Annotated in this window: 17 protein-coding genes; 5 read left to right on the plus strand and 12 right to left on the minus strand. The window is 71.4% G+C overall.

What is annotated here, in order from left to right; all coding sequences use genetic code 11:
- Positions 1–306: 306 nt before the first annotated feature.
- The 5 genes from ACICHK_RS38100 to ACICHK_RS38120 form a co-directional block, all read right to left on the minus strand.
- On the minus strand, positions 307–1,593 hold the full coding sequence (locus ACICHK_RS38100) for an MFS transporter (protein WP_406840537.1): 1,287 nt from the start codon (positions 1,591–1,593) through the stop codon (positions 307–309).
- Between the two features lie 314 nt (positions 1,594–1,907).
- The gene (locus ACICHK_RS38105) at positions 1,908–2,162 is read right to left on the minus strand and encodes a lipopolysaccharide assembly protein LapA domain-containing protein (RefSeq protein WP_225860519.1); all 255 of its coding nucleotides are present in this window, start codon (positions 2,160–2,162) and stop codon (positions 1,908–1,910) included.
- A gap of 229 nt (positions 2,163–2,391) precedes the next feature.
- Positions 2,392–3,285 carry an NAD-dependent protein deacetylase gene (locus ACICHK_RS38110; RefSeq protein ID WP_406840538.1) on the minus strand — a complete coding sequence of 298 codons (894 nt, stop codon included), beginning with the start codon at positions 3,283–3,285 and terminating at the stop codon, positions 2,392–2,394.
- A 68-nt stretch (positions 3,286–3,353) separates the two neighbouring features.
- Positions 3,354–3,902, minus strand: coding sequence for an FABP family protein (locus ACICHK_RS38115; protein WP_406840539.1), 549 nt, complete (start codon positions 3,900–3,902; stop codon positions 3,354–3,356).
- A gap of 125 nt (positions 3,903–4,027) precedes the next feature.
- Entirely contained in the window at positions 4,028–4,402 is a 375-nt protein-coding gene (locus ACICHK_RS38120) for a hypothetical protein (RefSeq protein ID WP_406840540.1), read from the minus strand.
- A 166-nt stretch (positions 4,403–4,568) separates the two neighbouring features.
- On the opposite strand from ACICHK_RS38120, the gene ACICHK_RS38125 reads away from it, so the two are divergent.
- Positions 4,569–5,162 (plus strand): hypothetical protein, encoded by a 594-nt coding sequence (locus ACICHK_RS38125; protein WP_406840541.1) that lies wholly within the window; start codon positions 4,569–4,571, stop codon positions 5,160–5,162.
- 51 nt (positions 5,163–5,213) lie between these two features.
- Here ACICHK_RS38125 and ACICHK_RS38130 read toward each other — a convergent pair whose 3' ends face one another.
- The gene (locus ACICHK_RS38130) at positions 5,214–6,713 is read right to left on the minus strand and encodes an MFS transporter (protein ID WP_406840542.1); all 1,500 of its coding nucleotides are present in this window, start codon (positions 6,711–6,713) and stop codon (positions 5,214–5,216) included.
- A 269-nt stretch (positions 6,714–6,982) separates the two neighbouring features.
- On the opposite strand from ACICHK_RS38130, the gene ACICHK_RS38135 reads away from it, so the two are divergent.
- Positions 6,983–7,795 carry a metallophosphoesterase family protein gene (locus ACICHK_RS38135; RefSeq protein ID WP_406840543.1) on the plus strand — a complete coding sequence of 271 codons (813 nt, stop codon included), beginning with the start codon at positions 6,983–6,985 and terminating at the stop codon, positions 7,793–7,795.
- A gap of 185 nt (positions 7,796–7,980) precedes the next feature.
- Here the strand turns inward: ACICHK_RS38135 and ACICHK_RS38140 are convergent, their stop codons facing one another.
- On the minus strand, positions 7,981–8,823 hold the full coding sequence (locus ACICHK_RS38140; RefSeq protein ID WP_406840544.1) for a nucleotidyltransferase domain-containing protein: 843 nt from the start codon (positions 8,821–8,823) through the stop codon (positions 7,981–7,983).
- Between the two features lie 46 nt (positions 8,824–8,869).
- Positions 8,870–9,052: a hypothetical protein gene (locus tag ACICHK_RS38145; RefSeq protein ID WP_103548802.1), complete on the minus strand. Its 183-nt coding sequence runs from the start codon at positions 9,050–9,052 to the stop codon at positions 8,870–8,872.
- A gap of 643 nt (positions 9,053–9,695) precedes the next feature.
- Between ACICHK_RS38145 and ACICHK_RS38150 the strand changes: the two genes are divergently transcribed.
- On the plus strand, positions 9,696–13,970 hold the full coding sequence (locus ACICHK_RS38150) for a discoidin domain-containing protein (RefSeq protein WP_406840545.1): 4,275 nt from the start codon (positions 9,696–9,698) through the stop codon (positions 13,968–13,970).
- A gap of 135 nt (positions 13,971–14,105) precedes the next feature.
- Here ACICHK_RS38150 and ACICHK_RS38155 read toward each other — a convergent pair whose 3' ends face one another.
- Positions 14,106–14,402, minus strand: coding sequence for a hypothetical protein (locus ACICHK_RS38155; RefSeq protein ID WP_406840546.1), 297 nt, complete (start codon positions 14,400–14,402; stop codon positions 14,106–14,108).
- A 364-nt stretch (positions 14,403–14,766) separates the two neighbouring features.
- On the opposite strand from ACICHK_RS38155, the gene ACICHK_RS38160 reads away from it, so the two are divergent.
- The gene (locus ACICHK_RS38160; protein WP_406840547.1) at positions 14,767–14,976 is read left to right on the plus strand and encodes a hypothetical protein; all 210 of its coding nucleotides are present in this window, start codon (positions 14,767–14,769) and stop codon (positions 14,974–14,976) included.
- A 381-nt stretch (positions 14,977–15,357) separates the two neighbouring features.
- Here ACICHK_RS38160 and ACICHK_RS38165 read toward each other — a convergent pair whose 3' ends face one another.
- On the minus strand, positions 15,358–17,076 hold the full coding sequence (locus ACICHK_RS38165) for an acyl-CoA dehydrogenase family protein (protein ID WP_406840548.1): 1,719 nt from the start codon (positions 17,074–17,076) through the stop codon (positions 15,358–15,360).
- A gap of 72 nt (positions 17,077–17,148) precedes the next feature.
- On the minus strand, positions 17,149–17,751 hold the full coding sequence (locus tag ACICHK_RS38170; protein ID WP_151469554.1) for a PadR family transcriptional regulator: 603 nt from the start codon (positions 17,749–17,751) through the stop codon (positions 17,149–17,151).
- Positions 17,752–17,876: 125 nt separating this feature from the next.
- On the opposite strand from ACICHK_RS38170, the gene ACICHK_RS38175 reads away from it, so the two are divergent.
- Entirely contained in the window at positions 17,877–18,752 is an 876-nt protein-coding gene (locus ACICHK_RS38175) for a PhzF family phenazine biosynthesis protein (protein ID WP_406840549.1), read from the plus strand.
- A gap of 119 nt (positions 18,753–18,871) precedes the next feature.
- Here ACICHK_RS38175 and ACICHK_RS38180 read toward each other — a convergent pair whose 3' ends face one another.
- Positions 18,872–20,380, minus strand: a complete 1,509-nt coding sequence (locus tag ACICHK_RS38180; RefSeq protein WP_406840550.1) for an FG-GAP repeat protein — start codon at positions 20,378–20,380, stop codon at positions 18,872–18,874.
- Positions 20,381–20,626: the final 246 nt, after the last annotated feature.

Genomic DNA, 20,626 nt, shown 5'->3' on the forward strand with positions numbered 1-20,626 from the left:
CGTGTGTGTTTCGCAAGGGAATCCTCCGACAAAGCAGTGGCCGGCTTGTCCGCTCGGCGCTCCTGTGGTCTCCACCGACGAGAAAACCGACGCTCCGTCAGCTCCGCAACAGGAGGCGGGGGTACGGGCGTCACCCGGGCGGACGCGACGACCGTCCGGGTACGGGGCGTTTGCGCAGGTCGCGGAAGCGGCGGCCGGACCGCCACGGGAGGCGGACGGGCTAACGGCCTTCATCCCCGAACGGGGCAAGGGGCGTACGGCCGTATGCGCGGGGCCCGGCCGCCGCCCGGTCGTCGCTCACCCGTTTCACGGAACGCCGGCCTCGGTGGCGGTGCGGACGCCGTCACCACCGCCAGCCGTGTCCGGAGCGTGTGCGGGAAGGCGCCGTACGGCCGGGACGCAGAGAAGCGCGAGCGCGGCGGGGACCGCGACGAGCGTCATCCCGTACAACGTGGGCCGCACGCCGAGGGAGTCGGACACCGGACCGGCGAGCGCGAGGCCCAGCGGCATGAGTCCCGTCGACAGCAGGTAGTCGTAGGAACTCACGCGGGACAGGGCGGCTTCGGGGATGTGCGTCTGCAGCGCGGTCTCCCAGATGACGAAGAAGAGCGAGACGGCGACGCCGGTGACCGCTTCGAGGGCGGTGATCACGGCGAGTGTCGCGCCGGAGCCGATGACGACCGCCTGGCAGGAGCCCACGGCGAGCGCCGCGGCGGCCAGGGCCATCGGGTGCCTGACCTCGATCCGGTAGGCGCAGACGTCTCCCACGATCGAGCCGATGCCGAAGCCCGCGGTCACGACGGCCCAGCCGGCCGCGCCGCCCCACTCGTCCTCGGCCAGGACGGGCCCCAGCACGAACACCGACGGCAGCACGACGACGTGGTAGACGGAGATGGCCGCCATGCCGGACCACACCCACGTCCGGCTGCGCACCTGCGTCCAGCCGGCGCGCAGTTCCCCGAGGAACCCTCCTCCCGGGGCGGACGGAGGCGTCCCGGGTGCCGTGTCGCGAGGTGTCAGCCGGGCCAGGAACGCGGCGCTGACCGCGAAGGTCAGCGCGTCCACCGCCAGTGCGCCGCCGGGCCCGGCCAGCGCCACCAGCCCCCCGGCCAGGGCCGGGCCGACCACCAGACCGGCCGACTGGACGAACCCGCGCAGGGCGTTCGCCTCCCGCAGTCGGTCGGCCCCGACGAGCAGGGGCATCAGCCCCGTGGCCGCGGGCATGAAGAACGCGTCGGCCGTGCCGAACACGATCATCAGCAGCACGAGATGGCGGACCTCGGCGACGCCGGTCAGCAGCAGCGCCGCGGCGAGCCCTTGCACGGCGAACCGCACCAGGTCCGACACCAGCATGATCCGGTGCCGTGGGAAACGGTCCGCCCACACCCCGCCCACCAGGGCGAACAGCAGCATGGGCACGAGTCCCGCGGCCGCGAGCAGCCCCACGTCGGAGGCGGACCCGCCCACCGAGAGCACGGCGAAGGGCACGGCGACGAACGACACGCGGTCGCCCACCACCGACAGGGACTGCCCGATGAACAGACGGGCGAACTGCGGCTCGTCCCGCAGCACAGGGGGGACCAAGGACTTCACGAAAATGACCGATCAGGGAAGGCGGAGCAGGACTGCGGCGCCCGATGGTAATCAGCGCCGGCCTCGCCGGTCATCTGTATTTCGCAGGTCAGGCCGTCCCCGCGGCTCGGCGCGCCTGCTAGTATCGATCTTGAGCCGGTCGGAGGAAGTCGCTCCGGTCGACCATGCGTTGGTGGTCCAAGGAAAGACGCCCCGCTTCCTGCGGGGAAATGCAGGTGCAAGGCCTGCCCGGCGCTCCGTTCGGAACCCTGTCCCGCACTGTGCGGGACAGGGTTCTTCGCTGTCCGGGGCGGACCCGGAGCCCGGCGTACGGGCTAACGGCGGGCCCGGCGGTAGGCGATCAGCAGTCCCAGCAGGACGCCGACGAGGAGGGTGACGGTCAGGACGATCCACAGGGGGAGGGTGACCTGGGGGATCCAGAGCCGGATGGTCACGGAACTGGTGTTGGCGGCGATGAACCAGATCGCCAGGGCCGCCAGCACGAAGAAGCCGATGCTGCGCAGCCGGTAGTCCCGCCCCTTGACCGTCACGGTGGACGGCCCGTGATCCTTTGCGGTCTTCTGGGCCATGAAGCCAGTATCCGGCTGTTCACCTGCGCGGGCGACTCGATCGGCCGCGCCGGGCCGCCACGCTCCTGAAGACCGCTGCCCTCCGGTCGGGATCGGCCCGGTCCCGCCTGCGTCGCTCGCTCCGTCGCCGGGCCGGCCGCTTCCGGCCCGGTCGCTGAGCGGCGCCACCCGGAGACGCGGACCGGGTCGGCCGCGCGGCCGCGGGGACGGAGCCGGACCGGGTGCGGGCTCAGGCGGCCTCGTCCAGGGGGACACCGAGCCTGGTGGCCACGGTGGTGAGGGCCGTGCCCAGGGGGAGCGAGACCCGGGTGAGCGCGTGCCGGTCGCCCCGGGTCGCGTCCCGGTTGACGATCAGCACCGGCTTCCCGGCATCGGCCGCCTGACGGACGAAGCGCAGTCCGGACATCACCGTCAGGGAGGATCCCAGGACCAGCAGCGAGGTCGCCCCACGCACCAGCCGGCGGCAGTGCTCGACCCGCGACGGCGGAACGGACTCGCCGAAGAAGACCACGTCCGGCTTGAGGACGCCGCCGCAGACCGTGCACGGGACCACGTGGAAGTCCCCGACCTGCTCATCGGTGAGGTCGGCGTCACCGTCCGGGTTGACGGCGGCGGCCACCGGCGCGAAGCCCGGATTGGCCTCCTCCAGCTGCCGGGCGATCTCGCGGCGCGGGGTGAGGGCGCCGCAGGAGAGACAGACGACCCGCTCCAGGCTTCCGTGGAGTTCCACCACGTCCTGACTGCCGACGGCCTGGTGCAGGCCGTCGACGTTCTGCGTGATCACCCCCGAGAGCAGGCCGTGCCGCCCGAACGCGGCCACGGCCCGGTGCCCGTCGTTGGGGCGGGCACGGCCGAAGGTTCGCCAGCCCAGGTGGCTGCGCGCCCAGTACCGCCGCCGGGCCTGAGCGGTCGCGGTGAAGTCCTGGTAGGTCATCGGGGTGTGCCGGCGCAGGCTCCCGCCCTCGCCCCGGTAGTCGGGGATGCCCGACTCCGTGGAGATGCCCGCTCCGCTGAGCACCAGCACACCGCCGGTGCTCAGCGCGGCGGCGACCGGTTCGAGATCCGTGGTGCCCGGCGGCAGGTCCCCGGAGGGGATCCAGCTCAGGGTGGGGCGCATGCGCATGCATCCAGGGTACGGAAGCGACCGCACGGCGTACGGGCCGCTGCCGCGTCGGTCTCCGGCCGCGGGCCTCAGCCTTCGTCGGCGCGTCGAAGCCGCGCGGAGAGGTGGTGCTGCAGGGGGTGTCCGACCGCCGCCAGGTCATGGAGGAAGTCGAGCGTGCCGGCGTCCGTCAGGGCGTACCGGCGGCGGGTGGCGGTGACCTCCTTGGCCGTGGGGGCGAGCGCCACCTGCCCGGTGGCCAGATCCACCGCGCCGTCGGCCGCCCGGCCGACCAGGATCTCCGCGATGCCGGTCGGCTGGGTGATCAGCGCCTCCACGCGCCCGTCGGCCTGCATCCGCCACCAGCCGCTCTCACGGGCCGACGGGCGCAGCGGAGCGCCGTCCGCGTCCAGCAGCCAGGCACGGGCCTCGTAGTGGAGGAAGGGACGGCCGTCGTGGCTGAACGTGACCTCCTGCGCGTAGACGAACTCCTCGTCGAGCGTCGGATAGCCTCCGCGGCCCCGTCCGACCCAGGTGCCGAGCAGTCCGGTCACCGGCGCGAGCAGCGCGTGCGGCGCGGGAGTCCGGTCCGGACGGAACGCATCGGGGTACGGGTGCTTCCCGACGGGGGCGACCATGACATCCACTCCTGGGTTGAGGCCGGTACCGTCCGGCAGCCTAGTGGTACTCCACCCGCGGAGCGTGGTCCTTCCCCCGGAGCGGCCTGTCGCCGTCGGCACCGCCCGCGTCGGGGCCCCTGTCGTCACCCGATCCAGCGGGCGGCGGCCTCGTAGGTCGTGGCCGGGGTGCTGTTGAACGCGATGGCCGCGTCGGGTGCGTTCCGCCGGACGAGATCGACCACTTGCTCGAGGAGCCCGATCTGATCGTCCGAGTGCCGCAGACCACCGCCGATGGTGACGCACTCCCACGGATGGGCTCGCAGCGCGTTCCCGACGACCGTCTCCACGTCGTCGCTTCCGTCGAGGCCGATGAGGCAGGTCTCCACGCCCACGCCGTGTGCGGCGAACTCGGCCAGTCCCGCCTCGATCGCCTCGGCCACCGGCCCGGGATCCCACGGCCCGGGCACCCGGTACGGATCGAGCCCGATGACGAGGACGCGGGGCGAGGCGGTGTCCATGCGCCGACGATACGCGTCGGACGTCGCGCGCTCGGGCCTGATCCCGCCGCCTCGCCCGCCAACCGGGCGAGGCGGCGTCCGGAACGGCATGGTGCGAGGGCCCGGACGGACCGGCGGCCGGAGACTGGTGGGCCCGGCCCGACGTCGGGCAGGAACAGGAGAGAGCATGGACGACCACAGCCGCCCAGGCTCCCCGGGATCGGCGACCGTCGGTGCGGAACTGAGAGCCGAAAGCCGGACCGAGATGCTGAGCACCGCCCTCGTCGGCGTCCTCGCCTTCGCGCTCGCCTCCGGTTCGTGGCAGTGGTTCTCCACCTACCTCGGCCTCACCCTGCTCGCGCTGATCCTCGCCTTCGTCCGGCCACCGGTTCCCCGCGCGGGTGAGAGATCCGTGTACGTGCGCGCTCTGACGGCCTACTCATTGGTCATCGGTCTGTGCGTGGCCATGGCGGTGGCGCCCGCCATGCAGCGCTGGGAGTGGTTCTTCCCGATGCCGGGCACCCGCACCAAGTGCGCCCACCTGGGCAGCTACGCGGCGCTCCACGCACAGGCCGTTCTGGGCGGCCTGGCCGGTCAGGACGGTGCCGCGCTGGCGTACGCCCGAAGCGACCGGAGCGAGCTCGCCGTGAACGACTGCCTGGCGTCCACGACGACGCTCTGGCTGCCGGTGTACGCACTGGCCGCCGCGCTGCTGGCGGCACTCGGGGCGTGGCTGATGAGCAGGAGGGGCGCGAGCCGGGAGACCGTCGGGGAGCTGTGAAGCGACACCCGTACGCGGCCTCGATCCGGCGCGCGTGGACCACGCTCCCGTTCAGCCGCCGCGCCGGACCGCCTCCTCCGCGTCGCCGTCCTCGAAGCCCCGTCGGACCGGCGCCGAGGCCCGTTCCGGCTCGGGGTGGGCCTGGCGTACGCGCAGGTCGGCGACGGCCAGCAGCAGCGCGATCACGCTCATCCCGACGGCGGTGAGCAGCCCGAGCTGGATCGCCGTGACGGAGCGGCCGTGGTCGGCCTGGTGGGCGAAGTACACCGCGCCCACCACGGCGATCCCGGCCGCCGAACCGATGCGCTGCCCCGTCTGCAGCACTCCGCCGGCCGCACCGGCACGGTTCACGGGGACGCGGGTGAGGGTGAGCGTCGTGTTGGGGGAGACCGTGAGGCCCGAGCCGAGCCCGCCGACGACCATGGGCAGGGCCGTGGCCCAACCGACGCTCTCCAGGGGCACCAGCTGCACCGCCACGACCACCCCGAGCAGCCCCGCCACCACCAGGAGGAGGCCGAAGACGACCAGCCTGCGTCCGTGGCGCATCACCAGCTTGCCCCCGACGGCGGCGCCGACCGCGGACGCGGCGGCGAAGGGCAGCACCGAGACGCCGGCCGCCAGCGCGCTGTATCCCGCCGTGTTCTGCAGGAACAGGGAGTAGACGAAGAAGACCGTCGTGAAGCCCGCGAAGTAGGTCAGGCTGATCAGGGAGCCGAGCGTGAAGGAGCGCAGGGAGAACAGGTCCAGATCGACCAGCGGGGCCCGCCCGCGCAGTTTCTGGCGCCGCTCCCACACCCAGAACGCGATCAGCAGCAGTGCGCCCACCGGCAGCAGGGCCCACTTCAGCCGCCCGCTCCACTGCTGTTCCTGAACCAGTGGCAGCATGAGCGCGAGCACGGCGGCGCCGAGGAGCAGCACGCCGAACGGGTCGAACTCCTCCCGCCTGCCCGTCGACGGGAAGCGCGGTAGCAGCCGCAGTCCCGCGGCGAACGCGGCCACCCCGATGGGCAGGTTGACGAAGAACACCCAGCGCCAGCCGTCGTCGGTGCCCACGGCGTCGATCAGCACACCACCCACCAGGGGGCCGGCCGCCGTCGAGATCCCGATGACACTGCCCAGCAGACCGAACGCCTTGGCCCGTTCGGCTCCCTGGAACATCTGCTGGATCAGCCCCGAGGTCTGCGGGGCGACCATGCCCGCCGCCGCGCCCTGGATCAGCCGGAACAGCACCAGCCAGGAGGCGCTGGGCGCGAGACCGCACGCCCCCGAGGACAGGGTGAACAGCGCCAGCCCCATCAGGAAGGACTGGCGCCGCCCGCGCATGTCGCCCAGCCGGCCCGCCGGGACGAGCACCAGCCCGAAGGTCAGGGCGTACCCGGAGACCACCCAGGACTGGGCGGCCTCGGAGGCCGCCAGCCCGTGTTCCATCGAGGGCAGTGCCACGTTCACGATCGAGGTGTCGAGCAGAGAGATGAAGCCCGCCGTCAGACAGACGGCGAGCGCCTTCCACCGCCGTTGGTCGGGGGCGGGCGGGGCTTGGACAGTGGTCATGAGGTCACGCTAAGCAACCATCCCGCCCGGCGCATGCCAAGGAGCCGTCCGCGCGCATCGCGGCCTCCAGGACCGGTACGGGGGCATCGGCCCGGGAACGGCCCACGGCGATGAGGCAACTCGCCTTGTACACGGTTGACTTGGCACGCCGTACCGGTACTCTTCCAGGCTTGCCGGACCCTCGGCCCCCGGCCGCCGCCGCGGTGGACCGCCGAACGCACCGGCCCCACCCGGCCGAGGAGGTTCCGGCCGCCAGGAGGGAGGCACCGATGGCCGACACCGACGTCGAACTGCACGGCCCCGCGGCCTGGGAGGGGCCGCCCCGCCGGTACGGTCCCGTCGCCCGGGTCGCCGTACTCTCCGACGTGCACGCCAACCTCCCCGCCCTCGACGCGGTGCTCGCCGAACCGGACGTCGCCGCGGCCGACCTCGTCGTCCTGTGCGGCGATCTGACCTGGGGGCCACAGCCCCAGGAGACGTACGAACGGATCGTCGCGCTGGGTGAGCGCGCCCTGTGCGTACGCGGCAACGCGGACCGCTACGCGGCACGGATCGGCACGGCGGCGCGGACCGCCGACACCCCGCGGCAGGCGTGGATCGCCGCACGGCACTCGCCCGAGGCGATCGCCTTCCTCGGCCGTCTCCCCTTCGGGGTCGTCGTCGAGGTCGACGGACTCGGACCGGCGCACTTCTGCCACGGCTCCCCGCGCAGCGACCACGAACTGGTCACGCCGGGGACACCGCCCGAGCGGTTCGCGCAACTGTCCGCGGCCGTCGACGCGGCGGTCCTGGTCACCGGACACGCGCACCTCCAGTTCGACCGCGCCGTGGCGGGCCTGCGCAGCGTGAACCCGGGCAGCGTCGGGCTGCCGTACCACACCGGCGAACCGGGCACCGCGTACTGGGCGCTGCTGGGCCCCGACGTCCGGCTCAGGACCACCCGCTACGACGTCGAGGACGCCGTCGCGCGCGCCCACCGGGCCGCCGACCCGGAGGCGGACCGTTACACGGACACCCTCATGAACGCACCCGATCCGGAAAAGATCGTCGTGGAGGCGGAGAGGCTGGTCTTCGTGAACTGACCCACGCGGCCGCGGGCACGGTACGGAACGGACATCGCCGGAGGACGACGCTCACGCCCCGTTCCCCGAGGATCTCCGGAAGCAGGTCGAACAGCACGACCTCGCGGTCGTCGCCGGGCAGGCGCTCCGCCAGTCGTGGTCCGGGGGCAGCGCGTACTTCCGTCCTTCGCCTGTCGAGGTATCGGTCATCCGGCGAGCTCCTCGCACACCTCGGTGACCAGTCCTTCGGCGGCGTCGAGCGCGGCGGCGAGCGTCTTCGGGGTGGTGCCGAGCGCGGAGAGCAGCGCGTGGGCCCGTCCGGCGAAGTCCGCGGGAGCGCCGGGGAGTTCGCCCGCGGCCCGCACCGCGTCCTTCTCGTTGAGCACCCAGTGCCCGGCACGGGCGTGGAGCGCGTGCACGAGCAGCCCGACCGCGCGGAAGAGGCAGCCGGAGACGTAGAAGGTGTCGCCGCGGGCCGCTCCCTTGCGGGCGCAGGCCAGGACGAACGGTGCTTCCCACCGCGCGTTCTCGACGAGCGCTTCGCGCAGGGGCTCGGGATAGAGGCGTGTCCGTTCCCGCAGGGTTCGCAGCTCGCCACCGGGGTCGGCGAGGACGCGCCCCAGGGCCACCTCACCGGCATAGGAGTGGGAGTACACACCCAGGGGGTGGCCGGGCTGGGCGCCGATCTCGAACCGTCCGGCCCGGCACTGCCGCCAGACGTGGTGCACCCGGTCCATGTCGCGGTAGATCCAGTCGACCCGGTGGCCGTCGACGGTCAGCCAGCCGCCGCCGTCCACCCATGGCCCCCAGCCGCCCGGTTCGGTGACGTCCACCGGCCCGCCGGTCAGCTCGGCCGCCAGCAGGCGCAGAGCGGCGGTGTCCAGCGGTGGCCGGTAGTACAGGCCCAGGTCGTAGTCGGAATCGGGGCTGTGCGTGCCCCTGGCGCGGCTGCCTCCCAGACACACGCCGACGACACCGTCGACCTCGACCAGCCGGTCCGCGATCTCCACCAAGCGCTCCACGGACCACAGTCTGCGGGGGCGGATCATCGGCCGCGACCGATTTACCCGGCACCCGCGCCCGGACCGCTCGTCCTCACAGCAGGCCGAGTCGGGCCAGGTCGAAGTGCTCGTCGGTCAGGCTCTCGTACCCGTGCTCGGCCGCGAAGGCGAGGATGCGCGCGAGGGGAGTGCCCGGAGCTGGTGGCTCGGTGGCCAGCTCGAAGCCGGTGACCTGGAGGGCGAACGCGAGATCCGGATCGGGGTGTTCTTCGGACATGATCGTCAGAGTAGACGAGCGATGCCCCGTCCCGGCAGGCCAGGTTCCCGGCAGGCCGGGTCCCCGACGGGCCAGGTCCTCGGCGGTGTGACGCGTGGTCCGGGGCGTGATCGGCCTTCGCGGTGATGGATCGCAACGCAAAATATTGCGCTTCTTGCGCTCGCTTGCGTAGTGCGCTGCATAAGACCTCGAACGGTGCGCGCGGGTGTCGGGGCGGGGCGGTACCTGCGCGGGGGAAACCCCTCTCCCGATGGGCGGCGAGAGTCTTTCGTCAAATGGTGCAAGGGGATTGGCCCCGGAGGGGTGGTGGTTCAAGAGCGCCCCTCTGTTTTCCCCTGCCTCCGTGGGCCTCGCGCGTTGGCCCCGCCGTCGGTCCGCTGACCGTGCGTTTCATGCCGTCGGCGTTGAGGCGCGGGTGTTGATGGTGAAACTTGTGGCGTCCTGACCGTAGACGTGCTCGCATCCCTCTGCAATATTGCGATGAAACAACGCAAGAAGCTGCGTATAACTCCCCGTCGGGAATCTTACGTCCCCGCGCGGACAGCTCTTGCCGTTCTGTCGTACCGCGCCACCGCTCTGCCCAGGAACGAGCCGACCCCGCCGCCCCTCCGGCGCGCGAACCTCCGCAGGGAGTGAACCCCGCATGACTCCACACAAGCCGAGATCCTGGAGAAGCCGCGCGGCGACCGCCGCGCTCGCCTCCATCGTCATGGTTCTGGGCCTGCCCGCCGTCGGTGCCCACGCGGCCGGCGGCCCCGACGCCGCCGCGGACGCCGCCACCAAGGCAGGCAGCGCCCACGGCGCACACACGGCCGCCAATGTCACCGACGGCGACGCCGACACCTACTGGCAGGCCGGAAAGAAGTCGGCCCAGTGGGTGCAGACCGACCTCGGGCGGACCCGGCGTGTCCGTGAGGTCGTCCTGCGGCTGCCCGAACACTGGCGGACCCGCAAGCAGACGCTGGCCCTCCAGGGCAGCGCCGACGGAAAGAGCTTCGCCACGCTCAAGTCGTCGGCGCAGTACGTCTTCGGCCCCGGCAACGGCAACACGGTGAAGGTCTCCTTCCCCGCCACCCTCGCCCGGTACGTACGAGCGGACTTCAGTGGCAACTCGGCCGCCCCCACCGCCCAGTTGGCCGAGATGCAGGTCCTCACGTCCGCCGCCCAGACCCCCAACCTCGCCCAGGGCAAGCCCTTCACCGAGAGCGGGCACGCCGACGTGTACGGCGCGGCCAACGCCGGTGACGGCAACCGGGCCACCTACTGGGAGAGCAAGAACAACGCGTTCCCGCAGTGGCTCCAGGTCGACCTCGGATCCTCGGTCAAGGTGAACCAGGTGACGCTGCGGCTGCCCGCCGGATGGCCGGGCCGGAGCCAGACGCTGAAGATCCAGGGCTCGACCGACAACCAGAACTTCACGGACCTGACGGCCTCGAAGGCGTACACCTTCGACAGCGGCAACGACCAGTCGGCGACCATCGCCCTCGACACCACCACGACCCGGTACGTGCGGGCGCTGTTCACCGCCAACACCGGCTGGCCCGCCGGGCAGGCGTCCGAGCTGGAGGTCTACGGGCCGGCCACCGGCGACACCCAGGCGCCGACCGCGCCGTCGAACCTGGCGTTCACCGAACCGGCCACCGGGCAGATCAAGCTGACCTGGAACGCGGCGAGCGACGACACGGCCGTCACCGGGTACGACGTCTACGCGAACGGCCAACTGCGGGCGAGCGTCGCCGGGAACGTCCTGACGTACACCGACACCCAGCCGGCCGGCACCGACGTCACGTACTTCGTCCGGGCCAGGGACGCCGCGGGCAACGTCTCCTCCGACAGCAACAGCGTCACCCGCCAGGGAACGGGCGGCGACACCCAGGCCCCGACGGCTCCCGGCAACCTCGCCTACACGCAGTCCGGCGGTGACGTGAAGCTCACCTGGCAGGCGTCCAGCGACAACGTCAAGGTGACCGGCTACGACGTCTACGCCGACGGCCGGCTCGTCAAGTCCGTCGCGGGCGACGTCACGACGTACACCGACACCCCGGCGGCGACGGCCACCGTCACCTACTACGTGAAGGCGAAGGACGCCGCGGGGAACGTGTCGGCGGCGAGCAACAGCGTCACCAGGACCGGCTCCACCGGTTCCGGATCCAACCTCGCCGAGGGCAAACCCATCGAGGCGTCCTCCTCCACCTTCACCTACGTCGCCGCCAACGCCAACGACGGCCAGATCGGCACCTACTGGGAGAGCGGGGGCGGCGCCTACCCGGCCACCCTCACCACCAGGCTGGGCGCCAACGCCGATCTCAGCCAGGTCGTCGTCAAGCTCAACCCGGACGCGGCCTGGTCGACCCGCACCCAGAACATCCAGGTGCTCGGCCGCGACCAGGACGCGACGGCCTTCACCAGCCTCGTCGCGGCGAAGGACTACGCGTTCAATCCCTCCACCGGCAACACCGTGACCATCCCGGTCTCCGGATCCGCCGCCGACATCCAGCTCAAGTTCACGTCCAACTCCGGTGCCCCGGGCGGGCAGGCCGCCGAGTTCCAGGTGATCGGCACCCCGGCGGCCAACCCCGACCTCAAGGTCACCGGCATCACCAACACCCCCGCGGCCCCGGTCGAGTCGGACGCCGTCAGCCTGACGGCGACCGTCACCAACAGCGGGACCAAGGCGTCCAAGGCCACGGACCTCGACTTCACCCTCGGCGGCACGAAGGCCGCCACGGCCGACGTCCCCGCACTCGCGGCCGGTGAGACGAAGACCGTCACCGCGAGCATCGGGGCCCGGGACGCGGGCAGTTACCCGGTCGGCGCCCAGGTCGACCCGTCGAACAAGGTCATCGAGCAGAACGAGGGGAACAACACCTTCGCCCGCTCCGACGCCCTCGTCGTCAAGCCCGTCTCCAGCTCCGACCTCCTGGCCGCACCCGTCTCCTGGAGCCCCTCCAGCGCCTCGGCGGGCGACGAGGTCAAGTTCACCGTCGCGATCAAGAACCAGGGCACGGTGGCCTCCGCCTCCGGCGGCCACGGCGTCACCCTCACGATCCAGGACTCCAAGGGCGCCACCGTCAAGACGCTCACCGGCACCTACAACGGCGCCATCGCCGCCGGCCAGACCACGGCCCCGGTCTCCCTGGGCTCGTGGACGGCCGTCAACGGCAAGTACACCGTCAAGACGGTCATCGCCGACGACACCAACGAACTGCCGGTCAAGCGGGCCAACAACACCACCACGCAAGCCCTGTTCGTCGGCCGCGGCGCCGACATGCCGTACGACATGTACGAGGCCGAGGACGGCACCCTCGGCGGCGGCGCCAAGGTCGTCGGCCCCAACCGGACCATCGGCGACGTCGCCGGCGAGGCGAGCGGCCGCAAGGCCGTGACCCTCAACGGGACCGGCCAGTACGTCGAATGGACCACCCGCGCGGCCACCAACACCCTGGTGACCCGCTTCTCGATCCCCGACGGCACCGACACGACACTGAACGTCTACGTGGACGGCCAGTTCCTCAAGACGATCGACCTCACCTCCAAGTACGCCTGGCTCTACGGCAACGAGACCGCGCCCGGCAACTCGCCCGGCTCCGGAGCGCCCCGGCACATCTACGACGAGGCCAACCTGCAGCTCGGCAGGACCGTCCAGGCGGGATCGAGGATCCGGCTCCAGAAGGACGCGGCCAACTCCTCCACCTACGCCATCGACTTCGTCAACACCGAGCAGGCGACGGCGAACCCGAACCCGGACCCGGCCGCCTACGCCGTTCCGGCCGGATTCACCCACCAGGACGTGCAGAACGCCCTCGACAAGGTCCGCATGGACACCACCGGCAAGCTCGTCGGCGTCTACCTGCCCGCGGGCGACTACGAGACGTCCAGCAAGTTCCAGGTCTACGGGAAGGCGGTCAAGGTCGTCGGAGCCGGGCCGTGGTTCACCCGCTTCCACGCCCCGTCCTCGCAGGAGAACACCGACGTGGGCTTCCGGGCCGACGCCACGGCCAACGGCTCGACGTTCGCCGGGTTCGCCTACTTCGGCAACTACACGTCCCGGATCGACGGTCCGGGCAAGGTGTTCGACTTCTCCAACGTCTCCGGCATCACCATCGACGACGTCTGGGCCGAACACATGGTGTGCCTCTACTGGGGCGCCAACACCGACGGCATGACCATCAAGAACACCCGCATCCGTGACACCTTCGCCGACGGCGTCAACATGACGAACGGCTCCACGGACAACCACGTCACCAACAACGACGCCCGTGCCACGGGCGACGACAGCTTCGCGCTCTTCTCGGCGATCGACGCCGGCGGCGCCGACGAGAAGAACAACCTCTACGAGAACCTGACATCGACCCTGACCTGGCGCGCGGCCGGCATCGCCGTCTACGGCGGCTACGACAACACCTTCCGCAACATCCGCGTCGCCGACACCCTGGTCTACTCCGGCATCACCATCTCCTCGCTGGACTTCGGCTATCCGATGAACGGCTTCGGCACCGGGCCCACGACGATCGAGAACGTGTCCCTGGACAGGACGGGCGGCCACTTCTGGGGCTCACAGGTCTTCCCCGCCATCTGGGCCTTCTCCGCCTCCAAGGTGTTCCAGGGCATCCGCGTGAACGACGTCGACATCGACGACTCCACCTACGGGGGCGTCATGTTCCAGACCAACTACGTCGGCGGACAACCCCAGTTCCCGGTGAAGGACACGATCTTCACCGACATCTCCATCACCAATTCCAAGAAGAGCGGGGACGCTTTCGACGCCAAGTCCGGATTCGGCATCTGGGCCAACGAGCTGCCGGAACCCGGTCAGGGACCCGCCGTCGGTGAAGCCACCTTCCGCAACCTGCGGATGAGCGGCAACGCCCAGGACATCCGCAACACGACCAGCACCTTCAGGATCAACGTCGAGTAGGTGCCGGACAGCACCGATCGGTACGGGGCCGCCCTCACCGGGGGCGGCCCCGTACTCGTATCCCGTGCTTCGAGCGAGTGCCGTATACGCGGCCGTTCCGGAGCCGGGCGCGCTCTTTGCCGTGGCTCTGGCGGGTCAACGCCAGCTGGGCGAGGCCGAGTAGGGCTCCCCGTAGGGTACGGGCCTGCCGGTGAACGCGTCGAGGAGGATGCGCTCACCGACCGGGCGGCGCAGCTTCACCGTCACCTTCTCGACGCGCGATTCGGATGTGCACGGCCCGTCGGAGGTGCCACGGATCGACGCCGAGAACACCACGCTGCCCTCGGTCTCGAGCACGTCGACGGCCGGGCCGTCGTCGCACGCTCCGTGCTTGGCGCGCACAGTGAGCGTCCTGCCGTCCCGCGCGATGGTGCCCAGTCCGTCGAGCGGCATCAGTTCGTCCGTCTCCTGCTGTACGGCCCCGATCGGGGAGGGGGGGCAGTTCCGAGGGGGTGACCGCGACGCGTTTGAGCGGGGTGTCGTAGCCCTTGACCGCGAAGAGCCAGGCGGGCACGGTCGCTTTTCCCTTGCTGGTCAGTAGCGTCATGTCGCCGAGCCGGACACCGGTCACGGTGAGTGCCGGGCCGGGGTTCTCGCCGCGGTCCAGCTTGTCGTAGGCCGCTCGTGCCGAGACGAGGGGGAAGGAGAGGGCGTCGCCGTCGCTCCACCGGATCTTCCCCGGCTTCTTCGGAGTGTCGGGGAGGGAGGTACGCAGGTCGAAGTTCTGGGTGGCGTACGCGCGTTTGTCGGCGTCGTCGTGAAAGGCGCCGTCGGGCAGCTGAACGGCGTCGTCGAGCGAGTAGTAGGCCTGCCGCCACACGCGCGCCGCCTCGGAAGGCTCCCAGGCGGCGGCGACGCGGCGGGCGCGCTCGGCGGTGTCGTCGTCGCGGACGTGCTCATCGCCGGGTGCGCTCTGGTCGCCGCATCCGACGGCTGCGGCGGCGAAAAGGCCGAGGACGACGAGTAATTTGCAGGATCGCACGATGCCCCCGTGGAAAGACGGTCGAACGGTGCCGGATCCGGCGCCACACCTGTGACGCCCAGGGCGTGCCGGACGTTCGGCTCCCGCCGGAAGGGGCGCACGCCGCCTGATGGACCTGCTCCTCGACCCCGCCTGCACCGTCGGAAAGATCGCGGCCCTGCCGCGCACCTGGCCCACCACCTGAAGTCCGGAAGAGGGCGCCGCGAGCCGCCACGGGGGCGCGTCAGCGGGCGTGGTGAGCTTCCCCGTGCGGTACCGGGGCACGCGTCGCCACCGTGATCCCGGGCGCCGACCGTTCCTGAAAGGGGTGTGCAACAGACGCCTGCATGCCGTCTGTTGCACACCCCCTTCGTGTCCCCGGTGCCGCTACAGCGACATCTCGTACGCCCCGGACAGCGACTCGACGAGCTCCCAGACCCGCGCCGAACGCGCCTCGTCCACGGCGGGGCGCCGGATCGCGCCGAGCGCCCAGCCCTGCTGCTCCGCGGTGGCGGAGTCCTTGCCGTGCAACTCGACGCAGTGTCCGGAGAAGTCACGGACCAGCACGGAGAAGAGCTCGTCCAGCACCGGCTCGTCCAGGTCCGTCAGGCGCGCCTGCTCCAGGATCAGCTGTCCGTGCACCACCAGCGCGAACAACTGCCCCACGGACAGCAGGAAGTCGAGGTCGCGGCTCTGCGTCTCGTCGGGGGCCATGGTGGTGACGAACGCGCACAGCGCGTCGGCCTGCTCCCGGAACCGGGCGACGTTCGGCACCTCGGCGTACGCGTCGTAGGCGGCGCGCCAGTCGTGGAAGCGCACGGAGCCCAGGCCCCGGGCCGGTCCCTGCCGGAAGAGGAAGTCGTCGTCGGCCGCGTCGAGACGGGTCGGCACGGCGGGCGCGTCGATCGGGTCCAGCAGGTGGTTGCGCATGAACTTGAGGATCAGCGCGAGGTTGACGTGGACCGTGCCCTCGAGCTTGGGCAGGCCCCGGATCTCGATCGCGGCCTGGGAGAAGTAGTTGTCCTTCTCGAAGCCCTTGGCGGCGATGACGTCCCACATCAGGTCGATGACCTTCTCGCCCTCCGTGGTCACCTTCATCTTCGTCATCGGGTTGAAGAGGAGGTAGCGGCGGTCCTCGGGACCGGCCGAACGGAAGTAGTCGACGGCGCGGTCGCTGAACAGCTTCATGCCGACGAGGCGGACGTACGCCTCGGCCAGCTCCCGGCGCACGTGCGGGAAGGCAGTGACGGGACGGCCGTAGAGGATGCGGTTGCTCGCGTGCGTGACGGCCTCGTACATCGCGTGCTCGCAGATGCCGATCGAGGCCGTGCAGAGGTTGAACTTGCCGACGTTGACCGTGTTGAGGGCGGCGTCGAAGGCGGCGCGGCCGGTGTGCAGGACGTCCTCGGGGGCTACGGGATAGTCCTCCAGCCGGAACTCGCTGACGAACTTGGAGGAGTCGACGACGTTCTTCACCAGGTGGTACGCCGGGTGGCGGCTGTCGGCGGCGAAGAAGACGTACCCGTCCGGGCCGTCGACGTCGGTGCGGCGGCCGAACACGGAGACGAGGCCGGCGGCGTTGCCGTTGCCGATGTAGTACTTGGAGCCGGTGGCCCGGAAGCCGCCGTCCTCGGTGGGCTCCAGCAGCATGTCGGTGGAGTAGATGTCGGCGCCGTGGGCCTTCTCGGACAGGCCGAAGGCGAAGACCTCGCCCTGGTCCAGGAGGTCCGCGGCACGCGTGCGGGCGGCGGCGTTCTCGCTCTGCCAGACCGGGCCGAGACCGAGGATGGTCACCTGCCAGGCGTACCAGTAGTCGAGACCGTAGAACCCGAGGATCTCGTTCAGGGCGGCGATCCGGGCGGTGTCCCAGCGCTGGTCCTCGCCCGTGGCGGCGGAGGCCGGGGTGAGGAAGGTGGCGAACAGGCGCTCCTTGGCGGCGAACGCGAGGAAGTCGCCGAGCCAGGCGCGGGTGCGGTAGTCCTCGATGATCCGGCGCTTGCCGCGCTCCTCGAACCAGTCGACGGTGGCGCGCAGCAGCCTGCGGGTCTCGGGGTCGAAGTGCGCCGGGTCGTAGGTGTGCGGATTGAACAGCGAGGGAGTGGTCACGAAGGTCCGCCTTCCGGGGGGTGAGGGTTTCGGGTACTGCCGTACTGGCACGGAGGGAAAGAGAGGTGGGGCTCAGGCCGACGGTCCCGGGCGGCCGCCCTGCGGGCCGCCCCTGGTGCCGGTGGTCGCGCCCAGGGCGCGGAGGGTGGTGAGGACGTCGTCGAGCCAGGCGATCGTCATCCGCTCGTACGCGATGCCGCCGCGCAGCACGACGTGCTGCAGTTCCTGGCCGGGGTCGAGCGGCGCGGGGGCGTCGGGGCCGGTGAAGTCGCGCAGCTCTCCCGCGAGATAGCGCGCGAGCCGGTCGCTGTGGACCTGGTGGTGTCGTTCGACCTCGTCGACGAGTGCCGCCGGGTCGTCGAAGGCGGCGCCGCGGATCTTCACCGCGAGATCGTGACGGAGGCTCTCCGGTTCGATCGGCTCGTGCAGCCACCGGGAGAGGGCGGCGCGGCCGGGGTCGGCGACGGAGTACTCCTTCTTGTCCGGCCGGCCCTGCTGCGGCACCTCGCGGACGGCGAGGACGCCCTCGCTCTCCATGCGCTTGAGGACGCGGTAGATCTGCTGGTGCGTGGCGGTCCAGAAGTAGCCGATGGACCGCTCGAACCGCCGGGCCAGCTCATAGCCGGACCCCGGCTTTTCCAGCAGGGAGACGAGGATCGCGTGTTCGAGCGCCATACCGCACAGCTTTCTATGCAACTCGTTGCATAGACAAGCTCCGCCGTCCGGGTGAGACACGGCTCACCCGGACGGCGGGGCGCGGCACTCCGGAATAGCATCGGGTGCTTCCATGTTTCGCGATCATGACAACGAATGAGCTGGGGCCCGAGGTGCTGCGATACACCGCCTTCTCCGGTGACCCCGAGGGCGGGAACCCCGCCGGTGTCGTTCTGGACGCCACCGGTCTGGACGACGACGACATGCTGGCCATCGCCGCCGACCTCGGATACTCGGAGTCCGCGTTCCTGACCACGCTCCCGAGCGATCCTGGTGACTCCGGCGAACGGGCTTACGGCATCCGCTACTTCAGCCCGAAGGCCGAAGTGCCGTTCTGCGGGCACGCCACCGTCGCGACCGCCGTCGCGCTCGCCGAGCGGACGGGCCCCGGGAAGCTGGTGTTCACGACGCGCGCCGGCGTCGTACCGGTGGAGGTGGTCCAGGAGGACGGGACGGTCCGGGCCACGCTGACCAGTGTCGAGCCGCGCATCGAGGAGATCGCCGACGCCGACCTCGGCGAAGCCCTCGCGGCGCTCGACTGGCCGGCCGCCGATCTCGATCCGGCCTTCCCGCCCCGCATCGCGTTCGCCGGTGCCCGCCATCTCGTCCTCGCGGCGGCGACGCGCGCTCGACTCGCTGATCTGGCGTACGACTTCGCACGCCTCGAAGCCCTGATGCACCGCTTGGACCTGACCACGGTTCAGCTGGTCTGGCGGGAGGCGGCCACCGTCTTCCACGTCCGTGATCCGTTCCCCGTGGGCGGTGTCGTCGAGGACCCGGCGACCGGTGCCGCGGCCGCGGCGTTCGGCGCGTACGCCCGCGAGCTCGGTCTCGTCCCCGGGGACGCCGTCCTCACGCTGCACCAGGGCGAGGACATGGGCCGCCCCGGCGAGCTGACGGTGACACTGCGCGCGGGTGACCCCCGTGTCCGTGTGAGCGGCACGGGGGTTCGCATCGGCTAGCCGGTCGTTCCGCCGCGGCACCGCGGGGCGCGGGTCACGAGGGCGGCATCCCGTCCTCGTGACTTCGCGATCCCGTGGCCGAAGCCCTCCCGGCTCACCGGGCCCTTCGGGGGTTTCCGCTATTCGTCGATCGCCGCGCCGAACCGCGCGTCGGCCACCGGTGCCCCGAGGCGCGCCCCGTCGTAGGTCCACGAACCCCTGGCGACGAGTCCCGACGACGACGCGGGAATGACCCATACGATGCCGTCGCCGGTGTTCTCACCCGGTGCCGCCGCCAGCAGACCGAAACGGCCGTCGTTGTCGGCGTCGATCAGCCGCAGTTGGCCGCCCCAGTGGTCCGAGGCCTCCGCCGCACCGGGAACACCGGGGGAGTTCTGGTCGAAACTGCGCGCCCCGGTCGCCGTCAGCCCGCCCCGTGTGCCGCGCAGCGTCCAGACCGCGCCCGCGTCGCGCACGGAACCCACGTCCTCCCCGGGCGCCCCGACGGCGAGGTCCGGCCGGCCGTCGCCGTCGGTGTCACCGGCGGACAGTTCGGCACCCCATCGGTCGCCGGCCTCGGCCGTGCCGGGGACACCGGGGGAGTCCTGCGTCCACGTCTGCGCCGGGGTCGGGTCGAGGCCGGAGAGATCGCCCCGGCCCAGGTAGACGGAGACGGATCCGCCGAGGGGCGAGCCGACGCCCGTGTCACCGATGGCCAGGTCGTCCTGGCCGTCGTGGCTGAAGTCGCCGGAGACGACCGAGGGACCGCCCTTGAACGTGCCGCCGTCGCCCAGGGCCTCGACGTCGGGCGCGCCGTGCAGCACCCGGGTGGCACCGACGCCGGGCTGGTCGCCGGTGGTCACACCGGAGACCGCCAGGTCGGCCCAGCTGTCCTCGTTGTAGTTGCCGTGGCTGAGGCTCCGGAAGGCGAAGCCGGTCTCCAGCGGGCTCACGTCCCGGGCCCGGACTCCCGTGTCCACCGCCTTCATCCGCCGGGCCGCCGCCGTCGTCGTCGGCGCGGAGGTGAAGAACAGCAGCGTGTCGTTCTCCAGGACGGCGATGCTGTCGCGCGGGTCGGCGTCCGGGCGCGCCGGGTCCGGGGCGAAGTACCGGGCCGCCTCGAGGGCCAGACCGAAGTTCGCCCCGGCCCGCAGCCGGCCCGCGTCCTCCAGCCAGGTGCTGTCGGACCCGTGCAGCCCGCTCGGCGAACCCCAGAAGACGACGGCACCGCCCGTGTCGGACAGTCCGGCCAGGTCTTCGCCGGGGATGCCGACGATCGCGTCGTCGTAACCGTCGTTGTCCAGGTCGCCGGAGGCCACGGCGCCGCCGAAGCCGTCACCGGCCTCGGCGGCGCCCGGAACGCCCGAGGTGTTCTGGTCGAGGACGCTCTTCCTGGTGGTGCTGAGACCGCCCGACGAGCTGTACTGCACGGAGACGTAGCCGGCGGCCTTGGCGCCGCCCACCGTGGCGCCCGGGGCACCGGTCAGCACGTCGTCGAACCCGTTGCCGTCGAAGTCGCAGTTGTGCTGCTGCCAGCCGATGGACGGGAAGGGCACCACGGCATGTGCCGCGGGGGCCGCGATCATCGTGCCGCCACCGAGGGCGAGCAGTGCTGCGGCCGTCAGGGCCGCGCTGTTGATGGGACGCACGGGGGGCGAACCTCCTTGGTTTCCGGGATCGCCTGCGGCGTCCTGTCCGGCCGAGGCGCATGAGGGCGGCGCGGTGAGGGCGGTGCGGTGAGGGCGACGCCCCTTTCCCCTCACCCAGAAGACACCCGAAGTTCGCCCATGGTTGTAGTCGGTGCGCGGGGCGGTCGGCGGACGCGGGGCCGCCGGGCCGCTGTCGTAGCCGGTTCCACAGGTGGTCAGGATCCGCTGCCGACCTGCGGGAAGTCC

Source organism: Streptomyces sp. AHU1 (assembly GCF_045343905.1).
In the GTDB taxonomy this organism is placed as follows: Bacteria; Actinomycetota; Actinomycetes; order Streptomycetales; family Streptomycetaceae; genus Streptomyces; species Streptomyces triticiradicis.

Bases quoted from the DNA above. Each gene is read 5' to 3' on its own strand.
- ACICHK_RS38120 (WP_406840540.1), bottom strand. From the start codon at position 4,402: ATGGACACCGCCTCGCCCCGCGTCCTCGTCATCGGGCTCGATCCGTAC.
- ACICHK_RS38140 (WP_406840544.1), bottom strand. From the start codon at position 8,823: ATGATCCGCCCCCGCAGACTGTGGTCCGTGGAGCGCTTGGTGGAGATC.
- ACICHK_RS38175 (WP_406840549.1), top strand. From the start codon at position 17,877: ATGACAACGAATGAGCTGGGGCCCGAGGTGCTGCGATACACCGCCTTC.
- ACICHK_RS38150 (WP_406840545.1), top strand. From the start codon at position 9,696: ATGACTCCACACAAGCCGAGATCCTGGAGAAGCCGCGCGGCGACCGCC.
- ACICHK_RS38115 (WP_406840539.1), bottom strand. From the start codon at position 3,902: ATGGTCGCCCCCGTCGGGAAGCACCCGTACCCCGATGCGTTCCGTCCG.
- ACICHK_RS38110 (WP_406840538.1), bottom strand. From the start codon at position 3,285: ATGCGCATGCGCCCCACCCTGAGCTGGATCCCCTCCGGGGACCTGCCG.
- ACICHK_RS38170 (WP_151469554.1), bottom strand. From the start codon at position 17,751: ATGGCGCTCGAACACGCGATCCTCGTCTCCCTGCTGGAAAAGCCGGGG.
- ACICHK_RS38130 (WP_406840542.1), bottom strand. From the start codon at position 6,713: ATGACCACTGTCCAAGCCCCGCCCGCCCCCGACCAACGGCGGTGGAAG.
- ACICHK_RS38135 (WP_406840543.1), top strand. From the start codon at position 6,983: ATGGCCGACACCGACGTCGAACTGCACGGCCCCGCGGCCTGGGAGGGG.
- ACICHK_RS38105 (WP_225860519.1), bottom strand. From the start codon at position 2,162: ATGGCCCAGAAGACCGCAAAGGATCACGGGCCGTCCACCGTGACGGTC.
- ACICHK_RS38155 (WP_406840546.1), bottom strand. From the start codon at position 14,402: ATGCCGCTCGACGGACTGGGCACCATCGCGCGGGACGGCAGGACGCTC.
- ACICHK_RS38125 (WP_406840541.1), top strand. From the start codon at position 4,569: ATGGACGACCACAGCCGCCCAGGCTCCCCGGGATCGGCGACCGTCGGT.
- ACICHK_RS38145 (WP_103548802.1), bottom strand. From the start codon at position 9,052: ATGTCCGAAGAACACCCCGATCCGGATCTCGCGTTCGCCCTCCAGGTC.